The following is a 23,445-nucleotide window of genomic DNA, read 5'->3' on the forward strand; positions in this document are numbered from 1 at the left end:
TCATTAGGATCGGCTCGATAAACATCTAATTGATAGGGGTGTTTATCGAACGCGATCTCTACCATTTTCAATGATCTCAAACCCATACCCGCGAATATGTTCTTTTAACAGCTCTAGATAGGTCTGACCTAAAGGACTAAGCTCCAGCTGCTGTTGCTTGATCCAACCTAGAGTGATGACATCCTCATACTCTAGAGGAATCGCGACAATCTTGTCATCATTTAGTTCGCTACTGATGATCCCTGAGCTGATGGTGTACCCATTCAAGCCTACCATCAGATTAAAAATCGTCGCCCGGTCACTGACTTTGATGTTCTTTTTCCGATCCCACGTACTTAGGATTTCTTCAGAAAAATAGAAAGAATTATTTTCTCCTTGTTCATAGGAGAGATACGGATAATCCTTGAGATCTGCCAATTTCAGTGATTTTTTAGCCACTAAGGGATTGGTGCGACTGACAAAGACATGGGGTTTGGCGTGAAAGAGCGGCGTGAATTCCAAGCCTTTCTCCTTAAACAGCTTAGTTAGAACTTGGCGATTAAAGGAATTCAAATAAAGAATACCTAATTCACTTTTAAAGCTGGCAAGATCGTCAAAAATATTTTCTGTTTCGGTCTCCCGCAAAGTAAAGTTGTACTCCTCGGCATTCACCGTTCGCAACAGTTCCACGAAAGCATGGACCACAAAGGCATAATGTTGGGCAGATACCGAAAAATTTTGCCTGCGCAGCGGTTCGTTTTTAAATTTTTCTTCCAGCAGATTGACCTGATCCAATATTTGGCGGACATAGATCAGAAATTCACGACCTTCAGCAGTGGGGATGATCCCTTGTTTGTTCCGAACCAGCAGCTGGACATTCATTTCATTTTCCAGCTCCTTCAATGCGTTGGAGAGGCTAGGTTGAGTCAGATATAATGCTTTTGCGGCCTCGTTTATAGAGCCTTTTTCAATGATTTTTTCAAAATAGATCAACTGTTGCAAACGCATCGCTTCACCTCTTTTTCTATGATTATAACGGAGGTTATAGTTATAAGCTATAACTAGTTATTACTTTTATCAGTTATTCAAGAGGAAAAAAGCATGCTATTGTGTAACGTATCACAACTAAGAAGGAAAATTAGATAATTTCTCATAGAAAGGAAGTGAGTCGATGTCCAGCACCTTATCATTTGAAGTATTTCCACCGAATACCCAAGTCGGGACAGAGAAATTGCTTGCAACATTAGAAGAGCTGCAGCAACTAGCGCCTGATTTCATCAGTGTCACCTGTAGCAACAATCGTCAAACCATCGAAGAGACGACATTAAAAGTCGCCAACTATATTCACACAGAGCTGCAGGTACCGACGATCGCCCATTTGCCGGCGGCCTATCTAGATCAAGAACAAGTACAGAGACTGGTGGCGCAGTTGGATCAAATTGGGATTCATCAGATCTTAGCGTTGCGAGGAGATATTATTCCAGAGCTACCGCCTAAAGAAGATTTTACTTATGCCAGCGACTTAATTGATTATGTGAAGCAACAGGCACCACATTTTCATATCAGCGGCGCTTGCTATCCTGAAACACACCCTGAATCATCCAATCGCATCGAGGATATTAAGAACTTAAAGCGGAAGGTTGCTGGCGGCTGCAATCAATTAATCACGCAACTTTTTTTTGATAATGAACTCTTTTATCATTTTCAAGAATCCTGTGATTTAGCGGATATCAAAGTACCGATTTTGGCGGGCATTATGCCAATCGTAAATCGAAAGCAGGCGTTACGTCTAATCAAGACCACTAACACCAAGCTGCCGCGTAAGTTTTTAGCCATTTTGGAAAAATACGAACATGATCCGATTGCACTTAAAGAGGCTGGGTTGGCTTACGCCATTGATCAAATCATTGATTTAGCGACGCAGGATGTGGCGGGGATTCATTTGTACACCATGAATAACGCTGAAGTGGCGAAGCATATTTATTACAACACCAAAAATGTACTAAAGGGTCAGATTGAGGTCCATTGATTTTCAAACAGCTGGCCGAGTTTCCCATGGAACTGTCGAAGTTTTTTTAAATAATCCATTTTGAGTTTCAGAGCTGTGATAGAAGTCTTGTCACAGCTTTTTTTCGAATAAACGACGCGACAGAAGTTGCTTCTTCGGAAATAAGCCGAAAATTCTTGAATCGGATTATTTGTGCTGCGATCCTATGTCTTTTTTTTTCATAGCGCTTAGAAATTGCTCCAACGTTCTTAAAAATGATAAGATAACAAGGAAAGAAAGGAACGATCACAATGAAGAAATGGAAAAAAATCCTTCTAATCCTTTTTATCGGAATCATTATTGCCATAGTCGGTGGCGTAACATACTTAAAAAGCCAAACCTATGCGCCCACAAAAGATGCGCAGCAGGTCACCCAGCAGGCAACTGCGGAAAGCAACTGGCTATATTTTCCTTCCGAAGATAAAGACAAGCCAATGATTATTTTCTACCCAGGAGCCCTAGTTGATCCAGGCAGCTACAGTCCATGGGCTCAGCAATTGGCAAAGGTGGGGTATCCGGTCTATATTTTGAACATGCCGCTGGATTTAGCTGTCTTGGCACCGGACAAGGGTGAGAAAGTTCTTTCTGATCAACCGAAACGGGACTACGTGATCGGCGGTCATTCCTTAGGCGGCGTGATGGCTAGTCGTTTTGCGAAAAACCATCCAGAGCAACTGGCAGGCGTATTTTTCTTAGCTAGTTATCCAGACGAAAAAGGCAGCCTAGCGAATCAATCAATTCCTGTGCTCTCTTTAACAGGCGAAAATGATCATGTATTGAATCATGACGCCTTTCAGAAAGCTAAAAAAGAATTGCCTAAAGCTACTGAATATCAAGAAATCGCTGGAGGAAATCATGCAGGCTTTGGTGCATATGGCGCGCAAAAGGGTGATGGAAAAGCAGAGATTAAGGATCAAAATGAGCAGGTGGCTCAGCGGCTGATTGCTTGGCTAAATGAACAGGTTGCTCGATAAAAAGCTGATCGCAGAGACGATCGGCTTTTTTGATGGTGTAAAAAGATAAGTTTTTACTAGATTCAATGCAGATAGGACACTTAGGTGTTCTTTTTTTGTTTGAAATTACTATAATATAGCTTGCAGAAAGGAATTTTTTAAAATGAGGATTTTACTTGGTGAAGATGAAGATACCATGCGTGAATTAGTAAAGAAGTTTTTCGAAAAGGAAGGCTACTCTGTCACAGCAGTTGCGAATGGGGAAGCGGCTTTGGAAGCTTTTTACACAGAGAAAATTGATTTGGCTGTATTGGATTGGATGATGCCGAAAATGAATGGACTCGAAGTCGCGCAAAAGATGAAGCAGGAACGTAACATTAAAATTCTGATGCTGACGGCGAAAGATTTGCCGGAAGATGAGGTTCAAGCTTTAATGGCGGGAGTCGATGATTTTTTGACCAAACCTTTTCATGCCCAAGTATTGCTGATTCGAGTGGCGAAATTACTAGGCGTTATTCAGCAAAATATTTGGCAGCCGCTAGTTTTTTTGCCAAATGAAAAACGGGTTCTATTGAATGACAAGGAATTAAATCTGACAAAACGAGAGTACGACATGCTCCAATATCTCTATCAAAATCAAGGGATCGCCTTGACCCGAGAACAGATCCTGCTTTCGGTTTGGGGATTGGACCATGAAAATGATGAAAGAACCGTTGACAGTTTTATTCGCATTCTACGAGATAAGCTTGGAAAAGGCTTTATTCAAACTGTTTATGGGATAGGTTACCGCTTTGAACTTCCGCAAAAATAGTTTGGCCCGTTCATTCATTCAGCGAGTGGGCATCCTTTTTATTCTGATGCTGATCCTGCTGACCTTATTTTACCGCTGGCTTTTTCCTACATACTACTATTGGAAAATGGAGCAGCCCGTCAAAGAAGCTCAGAAAATGATCCAAGCAGGGAAGAAAGAACAGCTTTCAAAGGAGCTGGTTCAAGTATCTCTACCTGTACAAAATCTCGCTTCGGAGGAAGAATTAACGGATGACCTCACTTTTCGATTGAACCGTGAGGGGATTGCCTTGAATCGTTTTTGGGTCGATCAAACAACGATTGCAAAAGTCCAATCCGGTCATTCCGTTCAACGTTTATATACGCAAACAAAACAAAAGAGTGATTTTTACACGCGCTTCTTTCGTCAAGGCGACACCATCTATCTGATCGGGAGAAGTATTCCTGATTTTAAAGCCGCGATCGATACGCTGCTGCCGATATTAATCCTCGCGACGTTCTTCTTTTTGTTGCTGATCTTTGGTTTGATCGTTTTATTAGTTCGAAATCAGCTCATTACACCTCTTCGGCGATTGGAACGAACAACGCGTAATATTTCCAGGCTGGATTTTGCCGATTCTGATCTTCAGGAAAAAAATGAACTAGGCAGTTTGAGCCAGTCGATCAATCAGATGAAAGAATCCCTGCAGCAGCATGAAAGGGAAATGCTGGAACGAAATGATCAGCTGAAAAGCTTCTCTGCCAACCTGGCTCATGAATTAAAAACGCCTTTATCTGTCATGCAGCTATTAGTTGATGGAGAAGAGATGGGGCTGGAAAATCCAACCTTTTTAGCAGATCTTGATCAACAGCTGGCGACTATGAATGATTTAGTAAAGAATATTTTATCCTACAGTCAGCAAATGAAGGAAGAACTTCCGCTGGCACCGCTTGAGCTTCGTGCGCTGATCGAACAGGAAGTCGCGCAGCAGCAAGTCTTCGACCCGAATTTTCGTGTAGAGCTTGAAGTGGAAAATGGTGAAATTCGGACAAATGAACAGCTATTGCGAATGGTTTTAATTAATTTATTGACGAATGGTATGAAATACAGCTTAAACGAGCAACTGAAGATTCGCGGAGGCATCCACGGTGACTGGTATCAGCTCGTTTTTGAAAATAAAACCACCGTATTCTCTGATCAGCAGTTTTCTCATTTAGCAGATCCTTTCGTTGTGGGAGAAGACTCGCGGAATAACCGCTTATCTGGTACAGGCTTAGGCCTTTCAATCGTCAAAGAAGCCTTGAAAACACTTGGAGGAGGGCTGTTGCTCAGTCAGGAGAACGATCGCTTTATTGCAACGATAACTTTGCCGCTTTAACAAAAACAGTACATGACGTGCTGTTTTTTTCTTTTGCACAAGTTTTGCATAAGTTTTGCATAATTGTTTTGTATGCTTCATGACAGAGGAGGAGAGTATATGAACAATCAAGCAAAAAGAAAAATAATCATAGGAATATTAGTTGGCAGCTTGCTTCTATCCGGAGGCGCGCTAATTAGCATCGCTATGTAAGACGAGTAAAGAAAGCAGGTAAACAATGAAGAAAAAAATAATTGCAGCACTTCTGCTGCTTAGTGTGATAGTCCCTTTTTATGCCTTTCAAATCGAGCCCAATCTAGTTGTCGTCCATCAAATGAAGATCGGTGATCATTCTCTTCCAGCAGAAGTAAAGGTGGTCCAGCTTTCAGACATTCAAGTATCTGAAAGTTATGAAACGAAGCGTTTAGATAAAGTAATTCGCAAAGTAAACAAACAAAAGCCGGACATCATCGTCTTCACCGGTGATTTATTCGATAACTATGCCCAATATCAGCATGAACAGGAGATCATCGAGAAGCTGAGCCAGCTGAAGGCTGCGATTGGAAAATACGCCGTATGGGGAAATCACGATTATGGTGGTGGAGCTGCCCGAGTATATGAACGAGTGATGAACGCTGCGGGATTTAACGTGTTGAAAAATTCCGGTGAAACGCTTCTTTTAAAAAGTGGTAAAAAGCTGTTTATTGGCGGAATGGATGATTCGCTGCTGGGAAATCCTTCGGTTGATGAAACCTTGGCCGATCGCCAAAGCTATGATTATTCACTACTACTGACCCATGAGCCAGATGTCGCTGACAAATTCATCGGAACAAATACACAGTTGATCCTGGCCGGACACAGCCATGGCGGACAAATTCGGTTGCCGTTTTATCAAGTCAAAAATGTTCTCGCCGAGAAATACATTCGAGGCTTGTACGAACTTAGTGACCATACCAAGCTGTACGTCAACACGGGCTTAGGGACGACCTCGATCCATGCTAGATTCGCGGTTCCGCCAGAAATTTCCGTGTTTCAATTGTATTTTTAATAGGCCCACGATTCCTGATTTATAAAAAACGATTATACTGTTTGATCAAAAATCATTAAATGACTAATATAGATCATCTTTCAACTAAGATATACAGCTAGTCTATTTGGGAAATCTTTATAAGAAAAGTAGATAATAATCGAGAAAGTTAGATTTTTCTAATAGAATGAAAAAACACTATAATCATAATTGTTATTTAGTTATTATAACAGTATAAGATAGATGTTCAGGGGGATCAAATGAGAAAAGCCGTTATTGCGATAAACCTTTTTATTGGTCTATTATGCTTAAATGGATGTGCTAAAAATGAAATTCACGCGAATCATAAAAATGAGGGTGATGAGGTGATTGCTTCAGAATCCTCGGCTGCTTCAGTTTGGAGCGAACCAGCCGAGAAAACGACAGAAGCGACGCATTCGCTCCCGTTATGGGATACCCAAAAAGCCGATGAATTTCGACATTTCATGAAGAATTGGGAAAGCACAACAAATCAAAGCTACAAGGAATATCAGCCCAATGAGAATGTAAACTATTATGGAATCAAGCTGCCTGATGATGTGTTGGGGATTGCTAAAGAACGACCGATAGCAGTAAACAGGACGATCGTGACTGCCGAATGGTCAAATACGGGAAAATCAACATCAGATTATAGTATCGTGGCCGTCTATTCGGATGTTCAAACGGGTGTCGGACTGTCACCAAGGCAAGTTTATTTTTTTGGCTTTTGCTTTGATCATCCTGTAGTTTTAGTGACGACCCAAAAACAGGAAGCTTCTGATGGCGCGTTGCACTTTACCCAAGTAAAAAATCATGAATTAGAGTACGGCTTCCAAAATATCGCCGAACGGAAAACAGCTGAGGCACCCATACCTAGTACTGAAGCCGCAACTACTGACTGGACTTCCATGGATGAGGCGATCGTATTTTATGAAAAAACCTTTAAAAATACTGAAAATGAAGTAAGTAAACAAATTATCTGGGAAAATTATGACCGGAACTGTTGGCAACTGACGGAAAAAATGGGGAATCAAATCGTTTTACACCTTCGTAATCCTGATGGAACCGGCGGAAGCTTCTTAAAATTTGAAAAGTACCTAGATCATACGAAAATAACCAAGTATGTTGGAGAGAATTCTTATCCCAATAGTCCTAGCAAAAAATATAACGTTCGAAACAGTGATCATCGGGTAATTTAAATGCCTTTTTTGTCAAAAGTCCATCAATCGATGGGCTTTTTTCTTGTTTTTTGGAATAAAAACAAAAAATTGGAATCAACTTTCTGTAATTTCAAATATTCATATGATTCTTCGTAACGGTATTTCGATACAAAACGTTCGTTATGTTTGAGGAAAAATAAATTTTTTGGTTTGTATAACACCGGCGGATAGGCGTATGTTGTTGGTGTAGATATCTCAACAAAGAATTATTCCAAAGGAAAGGAGAGAATGGATGAAGGATTATGGCATTACCAATCAAAAACTATTTAAGTTGTCACGGCAAACCGTCGAAAAACGGATTCGCAAGTTTTATCATGAGACCAAAGATGGATCGGCCACCATCGAACTGTTGATTGCGCTCCAAGTGCGGGCGGACCTTTGCGAAGCAGAATTTACTCATATCTTGAGTGGATTAGTTAACCATATTTTCTTGAAAACCCGATCGACAGCTGCCATGCGGCGCTACTATATTTATTTTACCGATTACTTCGGAAAGAAAGATTGGCAATTACTAAACGCGAAATTATTTCCAGCACAAACGTATGTTGCTGAAGAATCTGAAGAGTTTCATACACAAACCAATCAACTTGTGGAAGGTGTGGCAGAATCATGACTCTGATTCTAGATAGAAAGAACGAAAAAAACGAAAAAGAAGGAGCAGAATTATGAAAACGATTACGTTGGATGCGGAATTTGCTGATGAAAATGGCAAGTCCCATCATTTCAAATTTAAACATTTTGATCCGACAAAAACTGCGGATCAAGTCAAAACAGCCTTAACCAAATTGACCAAGCTAAACTTGTTTGAAAAAGACGGGGTGGCTTTGTTCAAAAAAGTCTTACATGCAAGAATCATCGTGCAAGAAGTCCAAACGCTATTTGATGATCGAGAAGAAAACGAGAACGCAACTGATGAGCCAATGACTGTTATGCATGAGTCAGTTGAGGCAGAACCAGTTGTGGAATCAGTGCCTGTAAAGGAAGAACAACAGCCGAAGTCTGTCCAAAATACAGGAGAAGTAAGCTTTCCGGAGGATTTCACAATTACTGAAGAGCAGCCAAAACCGGGCTGGTTGATCAAAACCATCCAGCTGCCAGTGGGTGTTGAACCACAGGATATCAGTGAAAGCCAGGCAATGATGATGATTACTGCCTGTCTGCCAGCAGGTGTCTCCGTGGAGGACCTGGCGGTAGATGAACAAGCAACACCAGCTAAGCTGATCATTACCGCGAAATATGAGGAGGAAGCAGAAGAAGCAAGCGCATCCGCAAACAAAGAATCGCCGCCGGAAAAATCTAAGAAGCAACGCAAGAGGCTGCTGAATCGTATGCGCAAACGAGAATAAGTAGCCGAGTGACGCCTTATCAAAAAAATCCAACGTTGGGATAGGGTGGAGTCGTGCACGATTGAAAACTGAGAGCAAATTTTAAGCCCGCGAAAGCTGCGGGCTATTTGTCGTAGAGCATGGCTAGTGATAAGTTGAACATTCATCGGGTACTAACTATAAAACCGCCATTTAAAGCTCTTAAAAATTCGAAATTTCCTTGTTCCGCTGCTTGTAATCAAATGCGTCTTAACAACAACTAAAAGCTTCACACTAAAGGTAGTTAAAGCAAAGGTGATCAAAAATAAGGGAAATCCTTGAAAATCAACGAGTCCTAGCTGTTTAAAAGTCCACTTAGAGCCTTCAAGAAAAAGAGGATGTAAAAAATAAAGGGCTTGGCCATTTTTTCTCAACTGAGAGAAATCTTTTTTCACTAAAAATGGCGAGCTTAACAGTAAATTCATTAAGAACAGTGAAGCAGGTATCAGAGAAAAGAGAAAATTTTTGTCTGCTCCTTGTTTCAAACAAACAAGGATCGTTTCACCGCCTAAAAGAAGCAAACTGATTATCAGCCCTTGCCATTTGTATCTTTTAAAAACTAGAGTATGTTTAGCGTCGCTAGCCAGAAAGAATCCGATAAGCAGAAACATCGGCGTATAAAATAGCCCATTTCGAGTGGTGAAGAATAGTTGCTGAAAAAGGGGATAGATTGTATGAAGAGAGGTCCCTTGGAGATAGCCAGCATAGGTTTCTGTAGCACCAAGCGTAAATAGTAAAAAACAGATGCAGCAAGTGATTGAAAAATTGACATGCTTCACTAACTTTTGGACTAGAAAGAACCCTAAGAAAAGGGCTGGAAAATACCAAAGGTGGTAGCAAAAGCCTAAATAGCCGATGCCTACTGGTAAAGCAGCAAGATAGAGTCTAGGATCAAGTCCGATTTTTTGGACAAACCAAACGCCGTAAGGAAGATAGATCACACTCCAAATCAGATATACTTGCCACTGCCGTCTAAAATAGCTGCGAGCATACTTCGGATTTTCTTTTTGCTTTAAGCAGAAAAAGTAACCGGCGCTGACTAAAAAAAGTGGAACGGCTAAACGTCCGCAAAACACTTTCAATGTAAAATGAACAATGTCATTTTTAGATAGCCGGCCACAATGAATTAAAATAACAAATAATGAAGAAAAGTATTGTGCCAGATCAAGCAATGGATAATTCTTATTTAGAGTATTTTTTTTAGTTGCTTCTAGTTTTGTCATGTCCTTCGTTCCTTTTAGAAAATTTGTAATCATGAATCAATAGAGCTTATTTCTTTACTGAGGATTTCATCAACCATTCAGCCGTCGAAAAGGGTTTTCAGTACAAGAATCAGTGCTTAACGCTCACTCTAATCGAGTGGCAAAAGATTCACTAGAAACAAAAGGAAACAATTGAGAAAAATGCCCGCAACAAATGGCCCCTTCACAAAAGCTTGTTAGAATAGGATGTTACGTTTTGTTGCAGCTCTTTTTTTGTAAAGTGAATGTTCATTTTTCGAGGTATCCGTTAAAATAGGAGGGAGTAATGAGGAGTGTGATTCATGGATATTGGAAAGATCATTAAGGAAAAAAGAAGTGAATATAATCTGACTCAGGAGGACTTGGCTCAGGAATTTTTTGTCACGAGGCAATTAGTTTCAAAATGGGAGAATGGCAAAAGTTATCCAGACTTGAAACAGGTCGTGCAGCTAAGTGAATTGTTTGATATTTCTTTGGAGCGACTTTTAAAGGAAGATACAGAGATGGTTGAAGAGTTGAATTTTGATACCAAACGAAAAAAAATCTTCAAAATACTCTCTATTTTAATAACAGTAATAGTCATACTAACGATTGCTTTTTTCGGCGTCATTCGCTGGATAGACACTGTTTTTTTAACGGCTGATGATATTCAAATTACGAAGATTACGAAACGAGTGTTGCCGGAAAAGGAGAGGATCATCGAGGGAACTGGAGAAAAAGTTACTCTGCCTGAAGATGTGGAATATACGATCCATTTTAAGTCAAACGGTTGGCTGATTAACCTGTACAATGTTTCGGGACAAAAGGAGTATTCTGATGACAAAAGCATCATGGTGAACGCAAAAGCCGAGCATCATCTCTATAGTCATAATAAGGAAAGTACGATCGTAATCAGAAGCGATCGGGAAAGCAAGCTGTTTGATCCGGATTTGAATGTAGGCAAAAGTATTTATCTTTATAATATCGATAAGGTATCTAAATGGCATAGGAAAAATACCAAGAAATTTGATTTTCCCTCGATTGCCAAAAGCGGAGATAAGTTAGCGGATATCAAGGAGCTGGAGAAGCTTCCGAGTAAATAAACGGCAGGAGAATCGGATTTGTGATCGGATTTTCCCGCCGTTTTACTATGCTATGTATTAAAAAATGTTCGATACTTCACCGTTTAATCGGATTGACACTTCATGATTATTAAGCCTCTGACTCCAAAAGCAAATAGTTTAAGCCTTTTGTACAGCAGGTATCAATCAAATCAGCTGTTTTCTCATAGCTTGGGTGGGGGATGGTTTCTATCCACCATTTGACCGTCGTCATGGCATTGACAGCGTAAAGCTTAGAATAAAAGGAAATCATGTCATTATCGATACGTGAGCGTTGCTGTTTTCGTAAATAATTTTCAATATGGTATTCTATTGAATCCTGCATCAGCAAATAAGGCGAAAAAGAAAGATTCTCAATTGACCAGAGCGCATGAATGATCTCCTTTTGCTTATCGATATACCGGAAAGCATTCTGGATGTTTTTATTGTTCTCTTCGCTTGGGTAGAGATCGTAGCTTTCAACTAAATTTTCACTATAGGTTTCTAGGAACAGCTCGCTGGTAAAACGTGCTAATTCTTCTTTATTTTCAAAAAAGAGATAAAATGAGGTCCGATTCATTTCGGCTTCTTTTGTAATATCTTTGATAGAAATCTCTGAATAGGCGTTTGTCCGTAGCAAGCGAATGAGAGCGTCTCGTAATTTTAAAGCCCCGCCAGTAACTTTCATATAATTTTCTCCTTAATCATTCGGTCGACACTTGAGCCTTAACTGTCTTGTAAGTGTCACCCGCAGCTTCTAAAATGATTCTATCATAAGCAAAGGAGAATCAATATGACAAATCGTGTATGTGAAATTTTGAACATTGAAAAACCCATTATTCAAGGACCAATGGCTTGGATATCGACAGCTCCATTAGTAGCGGCGGTGTCGAATGCAGGTGGATTAGGTGTCTTAGGCGTTGGTTTTGCTCCGTTAGAGTTCGTTGTGAGCCAAATTGAAGAAACAAAAAGACTGACATCGAAACCGTATGGCATTAATACGGTCATGATACCAGAATTACTTGACCCAACGACGGAAATCATTCAACGGATGCATCCGCCAGTAATCTACGCAGACACACTTGCAAACCTTGATCCAGAATTATGCGAGAAATACTTCAAGCTATGGCACGACGCCGGCTGTAAAGTGATCGTAAAGGTAAGTTTTATTAGTGACGCGGTAATTGCGGATCAGACAGGAGCCGATATTGTCATCGTGAAAGGTTGGGAAGGCGGAGGGCATACCACGATCGAAGCAACCACCGTATTAGTTCCACAAGCAGTCGATGCGATTGAAACGCCGGTTGTAGCTTCTGGCGGTATCGCGGATGGAAGAGGCATGGCTGCCGCAATCGCCTTAGGTGCAGAAGCGATTGAAATGGGGACGGTGTTCATGGCCGCTGAAGAAACGCTGGTTCATCCAAATGTCAAAGAGGCCGTGGTGAATGCCGGAGATATGGAAACAGTCATTACTGGCTACTATAGCGGAGAACCCTGCCGCCAGCTCAAAAATAATTTGTCCGATTCATTGATTGAAACAGAAACACAGAATGCCCCTGTCGAAGTCACTGAAAAAATAAAAGCATTAGCAGAAAGCTCACTGAAAAAAGCCATGCAAGACGGTGACATGGAAAACGGCGCTGTAATGGCTGGGCAAATCGTCCCTTTGGTGAAGGAAGTTAAACCGTCCTTAGACATTATTGATACGACCATTCTGGAATGCAAAGAAAGATTGGAACAAATTCAAAAGTTCGTGTTTTAAAAAGTTAAGTAGACGTTTATAGAATTGAATAAAGAAACCATCATTCAATCTACAGTTATTAAGATTGAATGATGGTTATTTGTTTAAAAACACTTTACCTAAATAAGTAATTTTTTGTACTTTTGAAGAATCATCACTAATTACTGATATACCAAATACTATTGCATGAAGTTTATTGAATATCCTTTATCTGTTTAACAAATAAAGGATATTTTTCAAAGATCTTTTTGTTTTACAACTAATTGAAGAAGGAAGGGGTGAAGTTTATCCTTAGTTATTAAATTTTTCTTGTTTAAGGTTTGTGATTGTCTTATCATAGATATAAACCCAAGATAAGGATGTGGCTAAAGTGATAGCTTTTTTTGCGCAACTCAATCAAATGTTAACGCAATATCCACTTCTCGTACGGGGAATCGTGTGGTTTCTTTTGCTAGGTCTTTTGTTGGTAATTGTTTTATTGTTGTTTAGTTTGGTTTTCTCACCTTTAATGCTACTTTACAATAAACTAACGGATAAGAATAAAAGTAACGTTATTGCTGAAGTGGACTATTTGTTTGGCCAATTAACAGAAAAAATCACTGGGGATTCTATTGGCGAAGTAATGGTCATTGAAAGTGGCGATGCGCGGACGAGTTATCCAGCCAAATTATACCGACCGGAAGATGTTGCAGCAAAGGTATCCTTACCGGTGGGAGCGCAGGTTTTGATTATTGATTTTGATCCTGCAGGAGTTGCTTTAGTGACAAAAAATCAGACTACAGAATAGGGAGTGTAACAGTGGACAGTTCACAAATATCATCAGTTTTTAGCAATCCTTTTTTATGGATCATTGTATTAGGTATCGTATTGCTTGTCTTTTTAATGGCTCGTTACCGTATTGGAAAACCAGACGAGGCTTTGATTATTACAGGTTCTTTATTAGGCAAAGACGGTATAAAAATTTTAAAAAATAGTGGGACCTTTGTTATTCCAATCGTTCAAAAGGCTCACAAGTTAAGTTTATTAACCCATAAATTAGAAATTGGTACACCAGAAGTTTACACCGAGCAGGGAGTGCCAATTAAGGCCAGTGCCACGGTGTTGGTGAAAGTAGGAAATAGCACAGAATCGATCAAAACAGCAGCTGAACAATATTTGGGAAAATCAACTCAAGAATTAGAAGATGAAGCACAAGAAGTATTGGAAGGTCACTTGCGGGCAATTTTAGGGACGATGACAGTAGAAGCAATTTATAAAAATCGTGATGATTTTGCAGAACAGGTGCAACAGGTTGCTTCGACAGATTTAAGGAAAATGGGGCTAGAAATCGTCTCCTTCACGATTAAAGATGTGAGTGATTCAAATGGCTATCTGGATGCTTTAGGTCGCCCGCAAATCGCTGAAGTGAAGAAAAATGCGGAAGTAGCAGAATCAAATGCACTGCGTGAAACACGAATCAAGCAAGCAGCTAATGAGCAGTTAGCTCAACAAGAAGAAATTAGTCGTCAAACGGAAATTGCCGAAGCCAACAAGAACATGGCTTTGAAACAGGCGCAATATAAGCAAGAAAAAGAAGTCGCTGATGCAAAAGCAGAACAGATTGCGGTTGGCGAAAAAATGAAGATCGATTTGATTGAACAAGAAAAAAATATCGAGATTCAAGAAAAACAAGCAGAATTAACTGAAAAAGAATTGAATGCCAGCTTACGGAAAAAAGCAGAAGCGGATAAATATGTTGTCGAACAACAAGCTCTGGCAGAAAAAGCCAAAGAAATTGCTCAAGCGGAAGCAGATGCCGAAAAAGTTAAATTAGCAGCTTTAGCTGAAGCAGAACGAATTCAAAAACTTGGGGCAGCAGATGCTGAACGGATTCATAAAGTTGGGGTTGCCGAAGCAGAAAGTAAGGAAAAAATGGCAATCGCTTTGACCAAGTTAAACGAAGCAGGTATTTTGATGGAATTCATTAAAGTCTTACCAGCAATCGCCAAAGAAGTCAATGAACCAATCAGTAATATCGATAAGATAGTCAGCTTTGGTGGCGGCGACGGCGTACATGAGTTAGGGGAAGCCGGCTTAGCTCGAACGTTTGATACCATCAAAGAAACCACTGGTTTGGATTTGGTCACTTTGATCAATGATTCAATGGCCACACGAAAAGGGACTGAAGACATCGTTAATACATTGCAACAACAGCCGCAAAAAGTGATTGTTGACCAATCAGAGGAACAGTCAGAGAAATAAAAGCTTTATGATTATTTTTTAGCAAAACAAATAGAAAAGAACACGGATCTTACAAAAAAATAGTAAGGATCGGTGTTCTTTTTTCTAAAGTTTTGTGGCAATCAGAAAAGAAAGTTCATTTCTCGATCTTTTTTTACTTAGTCCAAATCTTTTCTTTTATGAATCTCACGTCCACAAATCATTCATAGCATCGCGTTTTTTCTTCCCCGCGATATGGGTATACACGGTGGTAGCCGACGTTCCTGATTGCCCCAACTGCTCAGCGACTTGCACCAAGGAATTGGTTTTGCTGTAGAGCTGCGTGGCAACAGAGTGCCGCAGCTTATGGGGGGAGATTTTGATCTTGAAGGCTTCCGAATATTTTCCCACCATTGCTTCGACGGCGCCGCTAGCGATGCGTTTGGCTTTGCCGCGGTAACGAGTCAGGAATAAGGCTTTTTCATTTTCGTCGGGTTGATACAGCTGTTCTCTCTGTGCAAGATAATCCGATAAGTATTCAATCGCGATGGAAGAGATGACCACCATATCCCATTTTCCACCTTTGCGATAGACCCGAGCTTCGCCAGCAGTCAAATCAAGGTCTTGAACATTCATGTTGACAAGTTCGGATAAGCGCATGCCCGTTCCGAGAAACAACCCAATGATCGCCAGATCGCGAACTTGATTTTTCTTAAAGGCGGTAATTGCCTGGCGCGTTTCTAAAGTTTCGATATAGCGATGTTCAACAAAATCAAGAAAGTCCAGGGCCTCTTCATCAAGGAACAGCTTCTTCTCAATCGCAGCCCCGCGTTCAGCCATGGTTTTATTATCCTTGACATTTGCGACTTTTCCCATCATATTGTGTTCAAGATAGGGTTTGCCTGTGTTGCGGTCGATGGCTTCATTTAAGTAGTTGAAGAGGGAACGTAAAGCAGTCACCCCACGTTGAACCGTGGCATTTTGACGCAAAGGTAAGGCTTGCTCGCTCTCTTCCAGCCGTTTCTTAGTGGATTCTTTTAAAATTTTAGGTGCTTTTACTAAATGTGCTTTGTAAAACTCCAAGTCTTCTGGCCATAAGGCTGCAAACTCTTCAAGTGAGATTTCTGAGAGGTTTTCCGCGGAAGAAAAGCCTTCTTGGATCAGCCAATTTAAAAAGCGCCGGTATTCTTTGGCGTATTCATATAAGGTGATGGAAGAGTATTGATCACCGCTCTTTTTACGAAAATAATTTTGGACGAACCAGGGGAAAAATTGGATTTCCTCCTCCATCCGTCGATTGGCTTCTTGTTGATTCATTCGTGCCAACTCCTTTATACCTCAAAGTATAAGACAGCGACGAATCGATGTCAAACATCGGTTATTTTATACTGGTTGACCATCTTTGAAACTGAAAAAATATTTGTATTCTGGTTATTTAATAAATCTTACGTTTAAAAATTAGTTGTTCATTTTTCGAAAGAAGTCAGGTATCAGAAGAAGTATACTTGGATTAACAAAAGGGGGAGTCATGAATGATTACTTCAAAGAAAAAACAAACGGAGTATTATCAGGCCTTGAAGGAGAGAGATCGAAATTATGATGGAATCTTCTTTGTAGGGATTAAAACGACGGGCATTTTTTGTCACCCGACCTGTCGTGCCCGTAAACCGAAAATGGAAAACTGTGAATTCTATCATACTGCAGAAGAAGCACTGTTAGCAGGCTATCGACCCTGCAAAATTTGCCAGCCGCTGTCATTTCCCCAAGCGATTCCAGAGGAGGTTCAACAGCTGGTAACTGCGGTGGAGGAACATCCAGAAAAACGCTGGAAGGAAGCAGATTTTTCAGCAATAGGCTTAAATTCTGCCACGGCTCGTAGAAAATTCAAGGATATCTACAATATGACCTTCGTCCAATATGCTCGTGCTCGACGGATGGGGCTGGCCTTCAAAGAGATCAGTCAAGGAAGTAAAGTGATTGATCAGCAGTTGGAAAATGGGTATGAATCGGCCAGCGGCTTCAATGATGCCTTCACCAAAATCATGGGAAATCCCGCCAAAAAGGTCGCTGCTCGTACCTTGAATGCATCGTTTATTTCCACGCCGATCGGTCGCATGCTTTGCTTAACAGATGACGATTTTCTTTATTTATTGGAATTTGAAGATCGTCGCGGTTTAGAACGCGAGATCGAAGCTTTGCGGGATAAATACAATTTCCGAATAATTTATGGACAAACCGCCATCAACAAGCAGGTTGAGGAGCAATTAGGTGAGTATTTCAAAGGTGAGCGAACAGAATTTTCGTTGCCGATTTTCTTTGATGGCTCGCCTTTTCAGAAGGAGGTTTGGCAGATTTTGCTGACGATCCCAAGTGGGGAAACAGTCAGTTATCAGGAGATTGCTGAACGTTTGGGCGATAAACGTAAGGTCCGCGCCGTCGGAAGGGCCAATGGTTCGAATAAAATCGCCATCGTTATCCCATGCCATCGGGTGATTGGACAGAATGGAAATCTGACCGGTTATGCGGGAGGATTAGAGCGTAAACAATACTTGCTGGCATTAGAAATGAAATACAGTTAAAAAAGAGCCATGAACGGCTCTTTTTTAGTTGAATCGGAAAATTACTGCAATAAATACTAGAAAAAGAAAAAATAGTACCGCCAGCAAACAATAGATTTTTCTCTTGATGCGAAGAAATTGTTTCACTTCAACCGGTGCCATTAGACTAGTGGTTTTTCGCCGTGCAAAAAGATAAAGCAACAATCCTCCGCCGTTTTGCCCACCAGTAGCCAGCAGCGACCAGAATTTTGGATGTTTGATTCCTCGGCTCTTGGCGTCCAGCATGACCAGTGAGAAAAGATAATAAAACAGGCAGCCAGCGGCTAAAAGAAATAAGATCATTAAAAGGATCATTATCGCTGTTTGATTCATAAAAAATCCCTCCTAAATTTTTTTGATGATCAGATAGAAGAGTGACAAACTATTGGCTCCGATCAAGCCAAAAATGATCCAAAGAAATAGTTCACTCATTGATGGAAGAATCAGCAACAGCAGCATTAACAGCCCGTTCGCCGAAAGCATCCCGATAAAAATCTTTAAAAAGTGATTGACGACCGTGTTCTCTTGTAAATGCTTAACCATTTCTTGATCCCCCTTTAATAACTCATCTAAAGAAAGGCCATAAATTTCCGATAAGCGAATGATGCGTTCGATATCCGGATAACTTCTGCCATTTTCCCAATTCGACATTGTTTGACGGGTAATGCCCAACTCCGCGGCGACATAATCCTGCGTCAATTCCAGTTCATTTCTACGAGCTTTTAATCGTTGCCCAACCTCCATGTTTCCTCCCTCAAATCCCATTTATCTTACTTCTAGCATAAAACAAAATGCCTCGAACCGCGAGAAATATCGGGTAAAAATGCTTTTACATGCCTTAGTTAAAGGGATAATTCAAATTAATGAACTATTATTATCGCATTTAAAATAGTTGAAAAACATTACAAAAACAATTGACAATTCGGTAGAGAACGTTTAAGGTTAACATAGATACCGGTGGTATGTAAGGAGCTGATGCTATGGCACGAGGAAAAGATCCCGAAGAAACGAAACGCAAAATTTTAGCTGTTTCAAAAAAATTATTCTTAGAAAAGGGCTATGACAATACATCAATTCAAGATATCGTGAATGGCCTAGATGGAATGACAAAAGGTGCGATCTATCAGCATTTCAACTCAAAATTTGAGATCTTTGAAACGATTATCGAGCCGGCAGACTCTGTAGAAGAAAGTTTACGAAGACATCAAGGAACGAACGGAATGGAAAAATTGCAAAGCGCGATCCTCGATGCGTTTACTGATTATTCACGAATGAAATTGAATTATTCAGCTGCGGTAACCTTACGCAGTCCGCGATTTATCGGTGAGCAATTTGTTTCGATGTTCAACGAAGTCATTCCCGAGATTACGAAAATCGTAGAGGAGGGGATTCAGGACGGTTCAATTGAAACGGAATTTCCTGAAGAAGTGGCGGAAGTGCTCATGTTGAATTTGAACTCTTGGATTGGGTTGCACCTAACTGTCTATTCAGAAAGCCAACTAAAACGAAAGCTGCGTTTTACTAAAAAACTATTTGATGGTGTAGGAATTCCAATCTTTAATGAAGAAATTATGACAGAAGCAGCTAACATGTTTGCCTATATAAAAAAAGATAGCAAAGAATGAGCTATTTTTTTTACTCAGTTAGATACCAACGGTAGGTATGATAAATTGTTGTTAGGTTTTGAGGCTGTTGCTTAAAGTTAAGAAAGAAGGCGTTAATCATGATAAAAAATAAGAATTTTAATCTATTAATCGGAAGTCAATTATTTTCTGTTTTGGGAACCACGATCGTCCAATTCGTGATTTCATTGTATGTATTGGATATTACTAAATCGGCCCTGACCTTTAGTGTGATTGCTTCATTATCCATCGTAGGACGTTTGATTTGTTTGCCTTTCTGTGGGGTATTAGCAGACCGATTGCCGAAAAGAAATTTAATGCTGATGATGGATTGTCTTTATTTAGTGTTGTCAATTGGACTTTTTTTAGTCACACGCTTAGCCAATCCAGTAACGGCAATCGGGATTCTAACAGTTATTATCGGGATGGTCTCAGCCTTTGAGACGCCTGTGGTTCAATCGGCGATTCCTGTCATCTGTACGGAAGCAGAAATTCCCCAAGCCAATGGAATCATTAGTTCAATCGGAACATTAGGAACCGTTCTAGGACCAATTTTAGCGGGAATCATTTATCGCTTTGACGCGGTTCATCAAATGTTTATTCTTACGGCTGTTCTATTTGTGATCGCGATCTTCTGTGAAGTCCTGCTGCACATTCCCGTTCAAGCACACACAGCAGTTAATGGGACGCTTTTTCAAGTAGTCGCAGGGGATTTAAAAGAGGTCATCACCTATCTGAAGGTGCAAAAAGTGATCGTGAAAGTGGCCGCTGTTGCCTTTTTACTGAACTTTTTCCTAGCTTCTTTTGTTCAAGTGATCATTCCCTACGTATCCCGAATCCAATTAGAAGCAACGGATGCGCAATTTGGGTTAATGAATACCTTCATGGCACTTGGTAGCTTGTTAGGGACAATCATTTACGGTGTGATTGCTAATCGTCTAAATGAAACCAGTATTACAAAAAATTTGATTCTAGTAGCGATCCTCTTTGGCTTATTGGTGATTCCCTTTGGGTTGATTCAAGACGCGACAATCGCCTTTTGGCTCATGACAGCCATTGTTGCCAGTGCGATGGGGGTGGTTACGGTTGTGTCTGTTCAACTGATTGTCTACATTCAATTGGTTTCCGATAAGGCGTTGCTTGGTCGGATCATGTCGCTCGTCATGATTGTTACAACTCTGGCGATTCCGTTAGGCCAAGTGATGTATGGCGGCTTTGCCTCAATCGCTTCTACAGGAATGCTGCTGTTGCTAATCGTAGCTACTTCGATCGTCACCATTCTAATTGCCACTTTTTCAATAAAAATATTCAAACAAATGGGAATAAATAATGAAATTTGATATATAACATAATAATTAAAGAATGTCCAACCCATATTTTTAATTCTTTATAAAAAATATATTGATGCCGATAACATTTGTTGTCGGTTTTTCTTGTTATACTAAAAATGTATCAAGTTCTAAGGAGGGATCGCAGTGAGTTTCTTTAGCTACAAGGGAAAAAAAGTCTTTTACGAAACGATCGGAGAAGGAAAACCACTTGTATTTTTACACGGCAACAACTCATCCTCAAAAGTATTCAAACCAATCCTGCCCCTTTATCGCGAGTTTAAAGTTATTTTGATTGATTTTTTAGGCTACGGACGGTCTGAGCGCCTGGATAAATTTCCTACAGAACTTTGGAAGGATGAGGCGCGTCAAACCATTGCTTTATTAGAGCATCTCAATATCTGCGAGGCAAACCTGGTAGGAACGTGCGGTGGCGCCTGGGTCGCTATTAATGCCGCCTTTCTTAGACCGGATCTTATCGCTACTGTTACCGCAGATAGCTTCCATGGACGGACACTACCGAACGACTTTGATCGAGCATTATTGGCTGAACAATCGTCAACACTAGAAGATCCAGAGTCCTCTCAATTTTATCATCGGTGTATCGGCGCAGATTGGAAAGACGTTGTGGCACGTGATACTGATTCGATGTGGCGATTGATTATTTCCAGAAGAGAACTATTTTTCGATTCCCTACAAATCCTCCAAGCCCCATTACTTCTAACTGCTGCCAAAAAAGATAAAACGATTCGTCCTAATATTGAAAGAGAATACCAATCAATCGTCGGGGAGGTCGTTCAGGGCCAGTTCAAGATATTTGATAAGCCTGGACATCCTGCAATCGAAAGCTGCTGCGAGGAAGTAGCGGAGACCATTAATCAATTCATCTATGAATACAGTTAAATAAATGGACATATAAAGCGGTCAACAGCGTGTCAGTTTGATCGCTTTTTGAGTTATTTAAAAAAGGGGGAAGGAAAATGAGTTACTTTGATTATGAAGGCAAACAGATTTATTATGAAATCATCGGAGAAGGAAAACCGCTCATGCTGCTCCATGGCAATACCTCTTCATCAAAATTATTCTCACAATTGTTGCCTTTGTACACAGATTTCCAAGTGATCTTAATGGATTTTTTAGGCTATGGACAGTCAACTCGGCTGGCCGAGTTCCCGACCGAACTATGGAAATTTGAAGCCAATCAGACGATCGCTTTGCTGGAGTACTTGAAAATGAAAGACGTCCATATAGTAGGAACAAGCGGCGGCGCTTGGGTCGCACTCAATGTTGCCTTATTGAGACCAGACCTTGTTGCGACGGTGACCGCGGACAGCTTCGATGGGCGCACCCTTCATGAAGGGTTTGAAGAATCACTTGTGGCGGAACGTGCGGCAGCTGCGAAAAATTCTCAAGCAGCACAGTTTTATCAGTGGATGATCGGAGAGGATTGGCAAACTATCGTGAAAAAGGATACTGATTCAATGGTGCGTCTTATCCATTCAGGCAAGCCCTTATTTGTTGCAGCTCTTAAAACACTCCAATGTCCTTTGTTGCTAACAGCTACCTTGAATGATGGGATGATTCGTTCAACGATTAAAGAGGAGTATCAAGCAATCATTGAGGAGGTTCCACAAGCGGAATGTCACTTGTTCGAAAGTCCCGGGCATCCCGCGATTGGAACCAATGCTGAAGAAGTTGCTGAGGCGATCAAGCGATTTATTAGTGAGAATAGTTGACAAAGAACGAATTTACCATTATTGTTTAGTAAACAATCGAGGTGAACAATAATGGTCGGAATTCGCGATGTGGCAAGACGTGCCGGCGTCAGTCCGGGAACGGTCTCTAGAGTATTGAACAACGATCCTACGTTATCTGTTGCTGACTCAACAAAAGAACGAATCTATAAAGCCATCAAAGAGCTGGATTATGACATTGATAAGCGTAAATATGTGAAGCGGCGGTTGCCGTCGATCGGTGTCATCACCACCACCAGCCGGCAAAAGGAATTGGATGATCCTTATTTTAATGCTTTGCGGATCGGTTTGGAACAAGAGGCGCGGCGACTGCATCTAGGGATGAACCGGGTCTATAATTTAGAGGATAATCCGAAAACTTGGCAGGATTTCGATAAACTTGGCGCGATTATTATTGTCGGAACAGTTTCAGAAACAGCTGTCAAACGCTTAAGTCAGCAAAATAAGAACATTGTGGTAGTGGATAATCCAGATATCAATCAAGAAGTCGATATGGTCTATGCAGACTTTGAACGGATGACGAAACGCGTGTTGCAGCTTTTTTATGAGAAGGGACATCGCCAGATTGGCTACATCGGCGGTTTCAATATTGACATTGATGAGGACGGAGAGAAAATCTATAGTGATAATGAGAAACGTTTTCGCGCTTATCAAGCCTTTATGAAGGCCAATGATCTTTCTCCGCAAGCCAAGTTAGGTTTATGGGAACCCCTCGAAGGAAAACGAATGATGGATGAGTGGTTGGAATCTGGGCAAGAACTGCCGACAGCACTGTTAGTTGGTAGTGATCCGTTATCGGTAGGTGTTTACCGTTCACTGCAATCAGCAACTATCACTGTCGGTAGAGACATCGAGATCGCAAGCTTTGATGACATTGAAATTGCCGAGTTTTTAACGCCTAGCTTAACGACGGTCCATATCAGCGCGCAGGAAATCGCTAAAGCAGCGGTACGGTTAGCCAAAGAACGGATCGAAGAAGAACGGCAGGAACCCGTGATCATGACATTTCCTTCAAAATTAGTCGTGCGCGAAAGTTTTATTCCCAATAAATAGCGAGTTAGAGAGCTTTTGAAAAAAAAGTTCTCTTTTTTTTTGGATTTCTCTTGACAAAAGTGTTTAGTAAACATTATAAGGTAAACAACAAGTTAAG

At 40.7% G+C, this 23,445-nt stretch carries 23 protein-coding genes and 1 pseudogene; 18 read left to right on the forward strand and 6 right to left on the reverse strand.

Features of this window, described 5'->3' with window-relative positions:
• Positions 1–42 precede the first annotated feature (42 nt).
• Positions 43–987: a LysR family transcriptional regulator gene (locus IGI44_RS23100; RefSeq protein WP_438790253.1), complete on the reverse strand. Its 945-nt coding sequence runs from the start codon at positions 985–987 to the stop codon at positions 43–45.
• 163 nt (positions 988–1,150) lie between these two features.
• On the opposite strand from IGI44_RS23100, the gene metF reads away from it, so the two are divergent.
• The 8 genes from metF (at position 1,151) to IGI44_RS23140 (ending at position 8,716) form a co-directional block, all read left to right on the forward strand.
• Positions 1,151–2,008: a methylenetetrahydrofolate reductase [NAD(P)H] gene (metF, locus tag IGI44_RS23105; RefSeq protein ID WP_438790254.1), complete on the forward strand. Its 858-nt coding sequence runs from the start codon at positions 1,151–1,153 to the stop codon at positions 2,006–2,008.
• 269 nt (positions 2,009–2,277) lie between these two features.
• The gene (locus IGI44_RS23110; protein ID WP_438790255.1) at positions 2,278–3,000 is read left to right on the forward strand and encodes an alpha/beta family hydrolase; all 723 of its coding nucleotides are present in this window, start codon (positions 2,278–2,280) and stop codon (positions 2,998–3,000) included.
• A 142-nt stretch (positions 3,001–3,142) separates the two neighbouring features.
• Positions 3,143–3,790, forward strand: a complete 648-nt coding sequence (locus tag IGI44_RS23115; protein ID WP_438790256.1) for a response regulator transcription factor — start codon at positions 3,143–3,145, stop codon at positions 3,788–3,790.
• The gene (locus tag IGI44_RS23120) at positions 3,771–5,126 is read left to right on the forward strand and encodes a sensor histidine kinase (RefSeq protein WP_438790257.1); all 1,356 of its coding nucleotides are present in this window, start codon (positions 3,771–3,773) and stop codon (positions 5,124–5,126) included. Before IGI44_RS23115 ends, IGI44_RS23120 begins: the two co-directional genes overlap by 20 nt.
• 217 nt (positions 5,127–5,343) lie before the next feature.
• On the forward strand, positions 5,344–6,153 hold the full coding sequence (locus IGI44_RS23125; protein WP_438790258.1) for a metallophosphoesterase: 810 nt from the start codon (positions 5,344–5,346) through the stop codon (positions 6,151–6,153).
• A gap of 239 nt (positions 6,154–6,392) precedes the next feature.
• On the forward strand, positions 6,393–7,349 hold the full coding sequence (locus tag IGI44_RS23130; protein ID WP_438790259.1) for a DUF4767 domain-containing protein: 957 nt from the start codon (positions 6,393–6,395) through the stop codon (positions 7,347–7,349).
• A 253-nt stretch (positions 7,350–7,602) separates the two neighbouring features.
• A complete protein-coding gene (locus tag IGI44_RS23135; RefSeq protein ID WP_438790260.1) occupies positions 7,603–7,983 on the forward strand; it encodes a hypothetical protein in 381 nt (126 codons plus the stop codon).
• Between the two features lie 52 nt (positions 7,984–8,035).
• Positions 8,036–8,716 carry a DUF2922 family protein gene (locus IGI44_RS23140; protein WP_438790261.1) on the forward strand — a complete coding sequence of 227 codons (681 nt, stop codon included), beginning with the start codon at positions 8,036–8,038 and terminating at the stop codon, positions 8,714–8,716.
• A gap of 152 nt (positions 8,717–8,868) precedes the next feature.
• Here IGI44_RS23140 and IGI44_RS23145 read toward each other — a convergent pair whose 3' ends face one another.
• Positions 8,869–9,957 carry an acyltransferase family protein gene (locus tag IGI44_RS23145; RefSeq protein ID WP_438790262.1) on the reverse strand — a complete coding sequence of 363 codons (1,089 nt, stop codon included), beginning with the start codon at positions 9,955–9,957 and terminating at the stop codon, positions 8,869–8,871.
• 320 nt (positions 9,958–10,277) lie between these two features.
• On the opposite strand from IGI44_RS23145, the gene IGI44_RS23150 reads away from it, so the two are divergent.
• Positions 10,278–11,057 (forward strand): helix-turn-helix domain-containing protein, encoded by a 780-nt coding sequence (locus IGI44_RS23150; RefSeq protein WP_438790263.1) that lies wholly within the window; start codon positions 10,278–10,280, stop codon positions 11,055–11,057.
• 109 nt (positions 11,058–11,166) lie between these two features.
• Here IGI44_RS23150 and IGI44_RS23155 read toward each other — a convergent pair whose 3' ends face one another.
• Positions 11,167–11,742: a TetR/AcrR family transcriptional regulator gene (locus tag IGI44_RS23155; protein ID WP_438790264.1), complete on the reverse strand. Its 576-nt coding sequence runs from the start codon at positions 11,740–11,742 to the stop codon at positions 11,167–11,169.
• 105 nt (positions 11,743–11,847) lie between these two features.
• On the opposite strand from IGI44_RS23155, the gene IGI44_RS23160 reads away from it, so the two are divergent.
• The 3 genes from IGI44_RS23160 to IGI44_RS23170 all read left to right on the forward strand — a co-directional run bounded on the left by IGI44_RS23160 (position 11,848) and on the right by IGI44_RS23170 (position 15,036).
• Positions 11,848–12,816 (forward strand): nitronate monooxygenase, encoded by a 969-nt coding sequence (locus IGI44_RS23160; RefSeq protein ID WP_438790265.1) that lies wholly within the window; start codon positions 11,848–11,850, stop codon positions 12,814–12,816.
• A 349-nt stretch (positions 12,817–13,165) separates the two neighbouring features.
• Positions 13,166–13,582 (forward strand): hypothetical protein, encoded by a 417-nt coding sequence (locus tag IGI44_RS23165; RefSeq protein ID WP_438790266.1) that lies wholly within the window; start codon positions 13,166–13,168, stop codon positions 13,580–13,582.
• Positions 13,583–13,608: 26 nt separating this feature from the next.
• A complete protein-coding gene (locus IGI44_RS23170; RefSeq protein ID WP_438790316.1) occupies positions 13,609–15,036 on the forward strand; it encodes a flotillin family protein in 1,428 nt (475 codons plus the stop codon).
• Between the two features lie 165 nt (positions 15,037–15,201).
• Here IGI44_RS23170 and xerS read toward each other — a convergent pair whose 3' ends face one another.
• On the reverse strand, positions 15,202–16,311 hold the full coding sequence (gene xerS / locus IGI44_RS23175) for a tyrosine recombinase XerS (protein ID WP_438790317.1): 1,110 nt from the start codon (positions 16,309–16,311) through the stop codon (positions 15,202–15,204).
• A 215-nt stretch (positions 16,312–16,526) separates the two neighbouring features.
• Here xerS and IGI44_RS23180 point away from each other — a divergent pair, with 215 nt between their 5' ends.
• Positions 16,527–17,573 (forward strand): bifunctional transcriptional activator/DNA repair enzyme AdaA, encoded by a 1,047-nt coding sequence (locus IGI44_RS23180; protein WP_438790267.1) that lies wholly within the window; start codon positions 16,527–16,529, stop codon positions 17,571–17,573.
• A 24-nt stretch (positions 17,574–17,597) separates the two neighbouring features.
• On the opposite strand, the gene IGI44_RS23185 is transcribed toward IGI44_RS23180, so the two are convergent.
• Positions 17,598–17,924 (reverse strand): hypothetical protein, encoded by a 327-nt coding sequence (locus IGI44_RS23185; protein WP_438790268.1) that lies wholly within the window; start codon positions 17,922–17,924, stop codon positions 17,598–17,600.
• A gap of 12 nt (positions 17,925–17,936) precedes the next feature.
• A complete protein-coding gene (locus IGI44_RS23190) occupies positions 17,937–18,356 on the reverse strand; it encodes a helix-turn-helix domain-containing protein (RefSeq protein WP_438790269.1) in 420 nt (139 codons plus the stop codon).
• A 215-nt stretch (positions 18,357–18,571) separates the two neighbouring features.
• Here IGI44_RS23190 and IGI44_RS23195 point away from each other — a divergent pair, with 215 nt between their 5' ends.
• From IGI44_RS23195 to IGI44_RS23215, 5 genes and pseudogenes are all read left to right on the forward strand, one after another.
• Positions 18,572–19,216 (forward strand): TetR/AcrR family transcriptional regulator, encoded by a 645-nt coding sequence (locus IGI44_RS23195; RefSeq protein WP_438790270.1) that lies wholly within the window; start codon positions 18,572–18,574, stop codon positions 19,214–19,216.
• Positions 19,217–19,302: 86 nt separating this feature from the next.
• Positions 19,303–20,553, forward strand: a pseudogene (locus IGI44_RS23200) (MFS transporter); the annotation flags it as partial.
• 135 nt (positions 20,554–20,688) lie between these two features.
• The gene (locus IGI44_RS23205) at positions 20,689–21,444 is read left to right on the forward strand and encodes an alpha/beta fold hydrolase (RefSeq protein ID WP_438790271.1); all 756 of its coding nucleotides are present in this window, start codon (positions 20,689–20,691) and stop codon (positions 21,442–21,444) included.
• A gap of 77 nt (positions 21,445–21,521) precedes the next feature.
• The gene (locus tag IGI44_RS23210) at positions 21,522–22,277 is read left to right on the forward strand and encodes an alpha/beta fold hydrolase (RefSeq protein WP_438790272.1); all 756 of its coding nucleotides are present in this window, start codon (positions 21,522–21,524) and stop codon (positions 22,275–22,277) included.
• A gap of 51 nt (positions 22,278–22,328) precedes the next feature.
• Positions 22,329–23,348, forward strand: a complete 1,020-nt coding sequence (locus IGI44_RS23215; protein WP_438790273.1) for a LacI family DNA-binding transcriptional regulator — start codon at positions 22,329–22,331, stop codon at positions 23,346–23,348.
• Positions 23,349–23,445: the final 97 nt, after the last annotated feature.

The organism is Enterococcus sp. DIV0756 (assembly GCF_051710745.1).
Taxonomy (GTDB): domain Bacteria; phylum Bacillota; class Bacilli; order Lactobacillales; family Enterococcaceae; genus Enterococcus_A.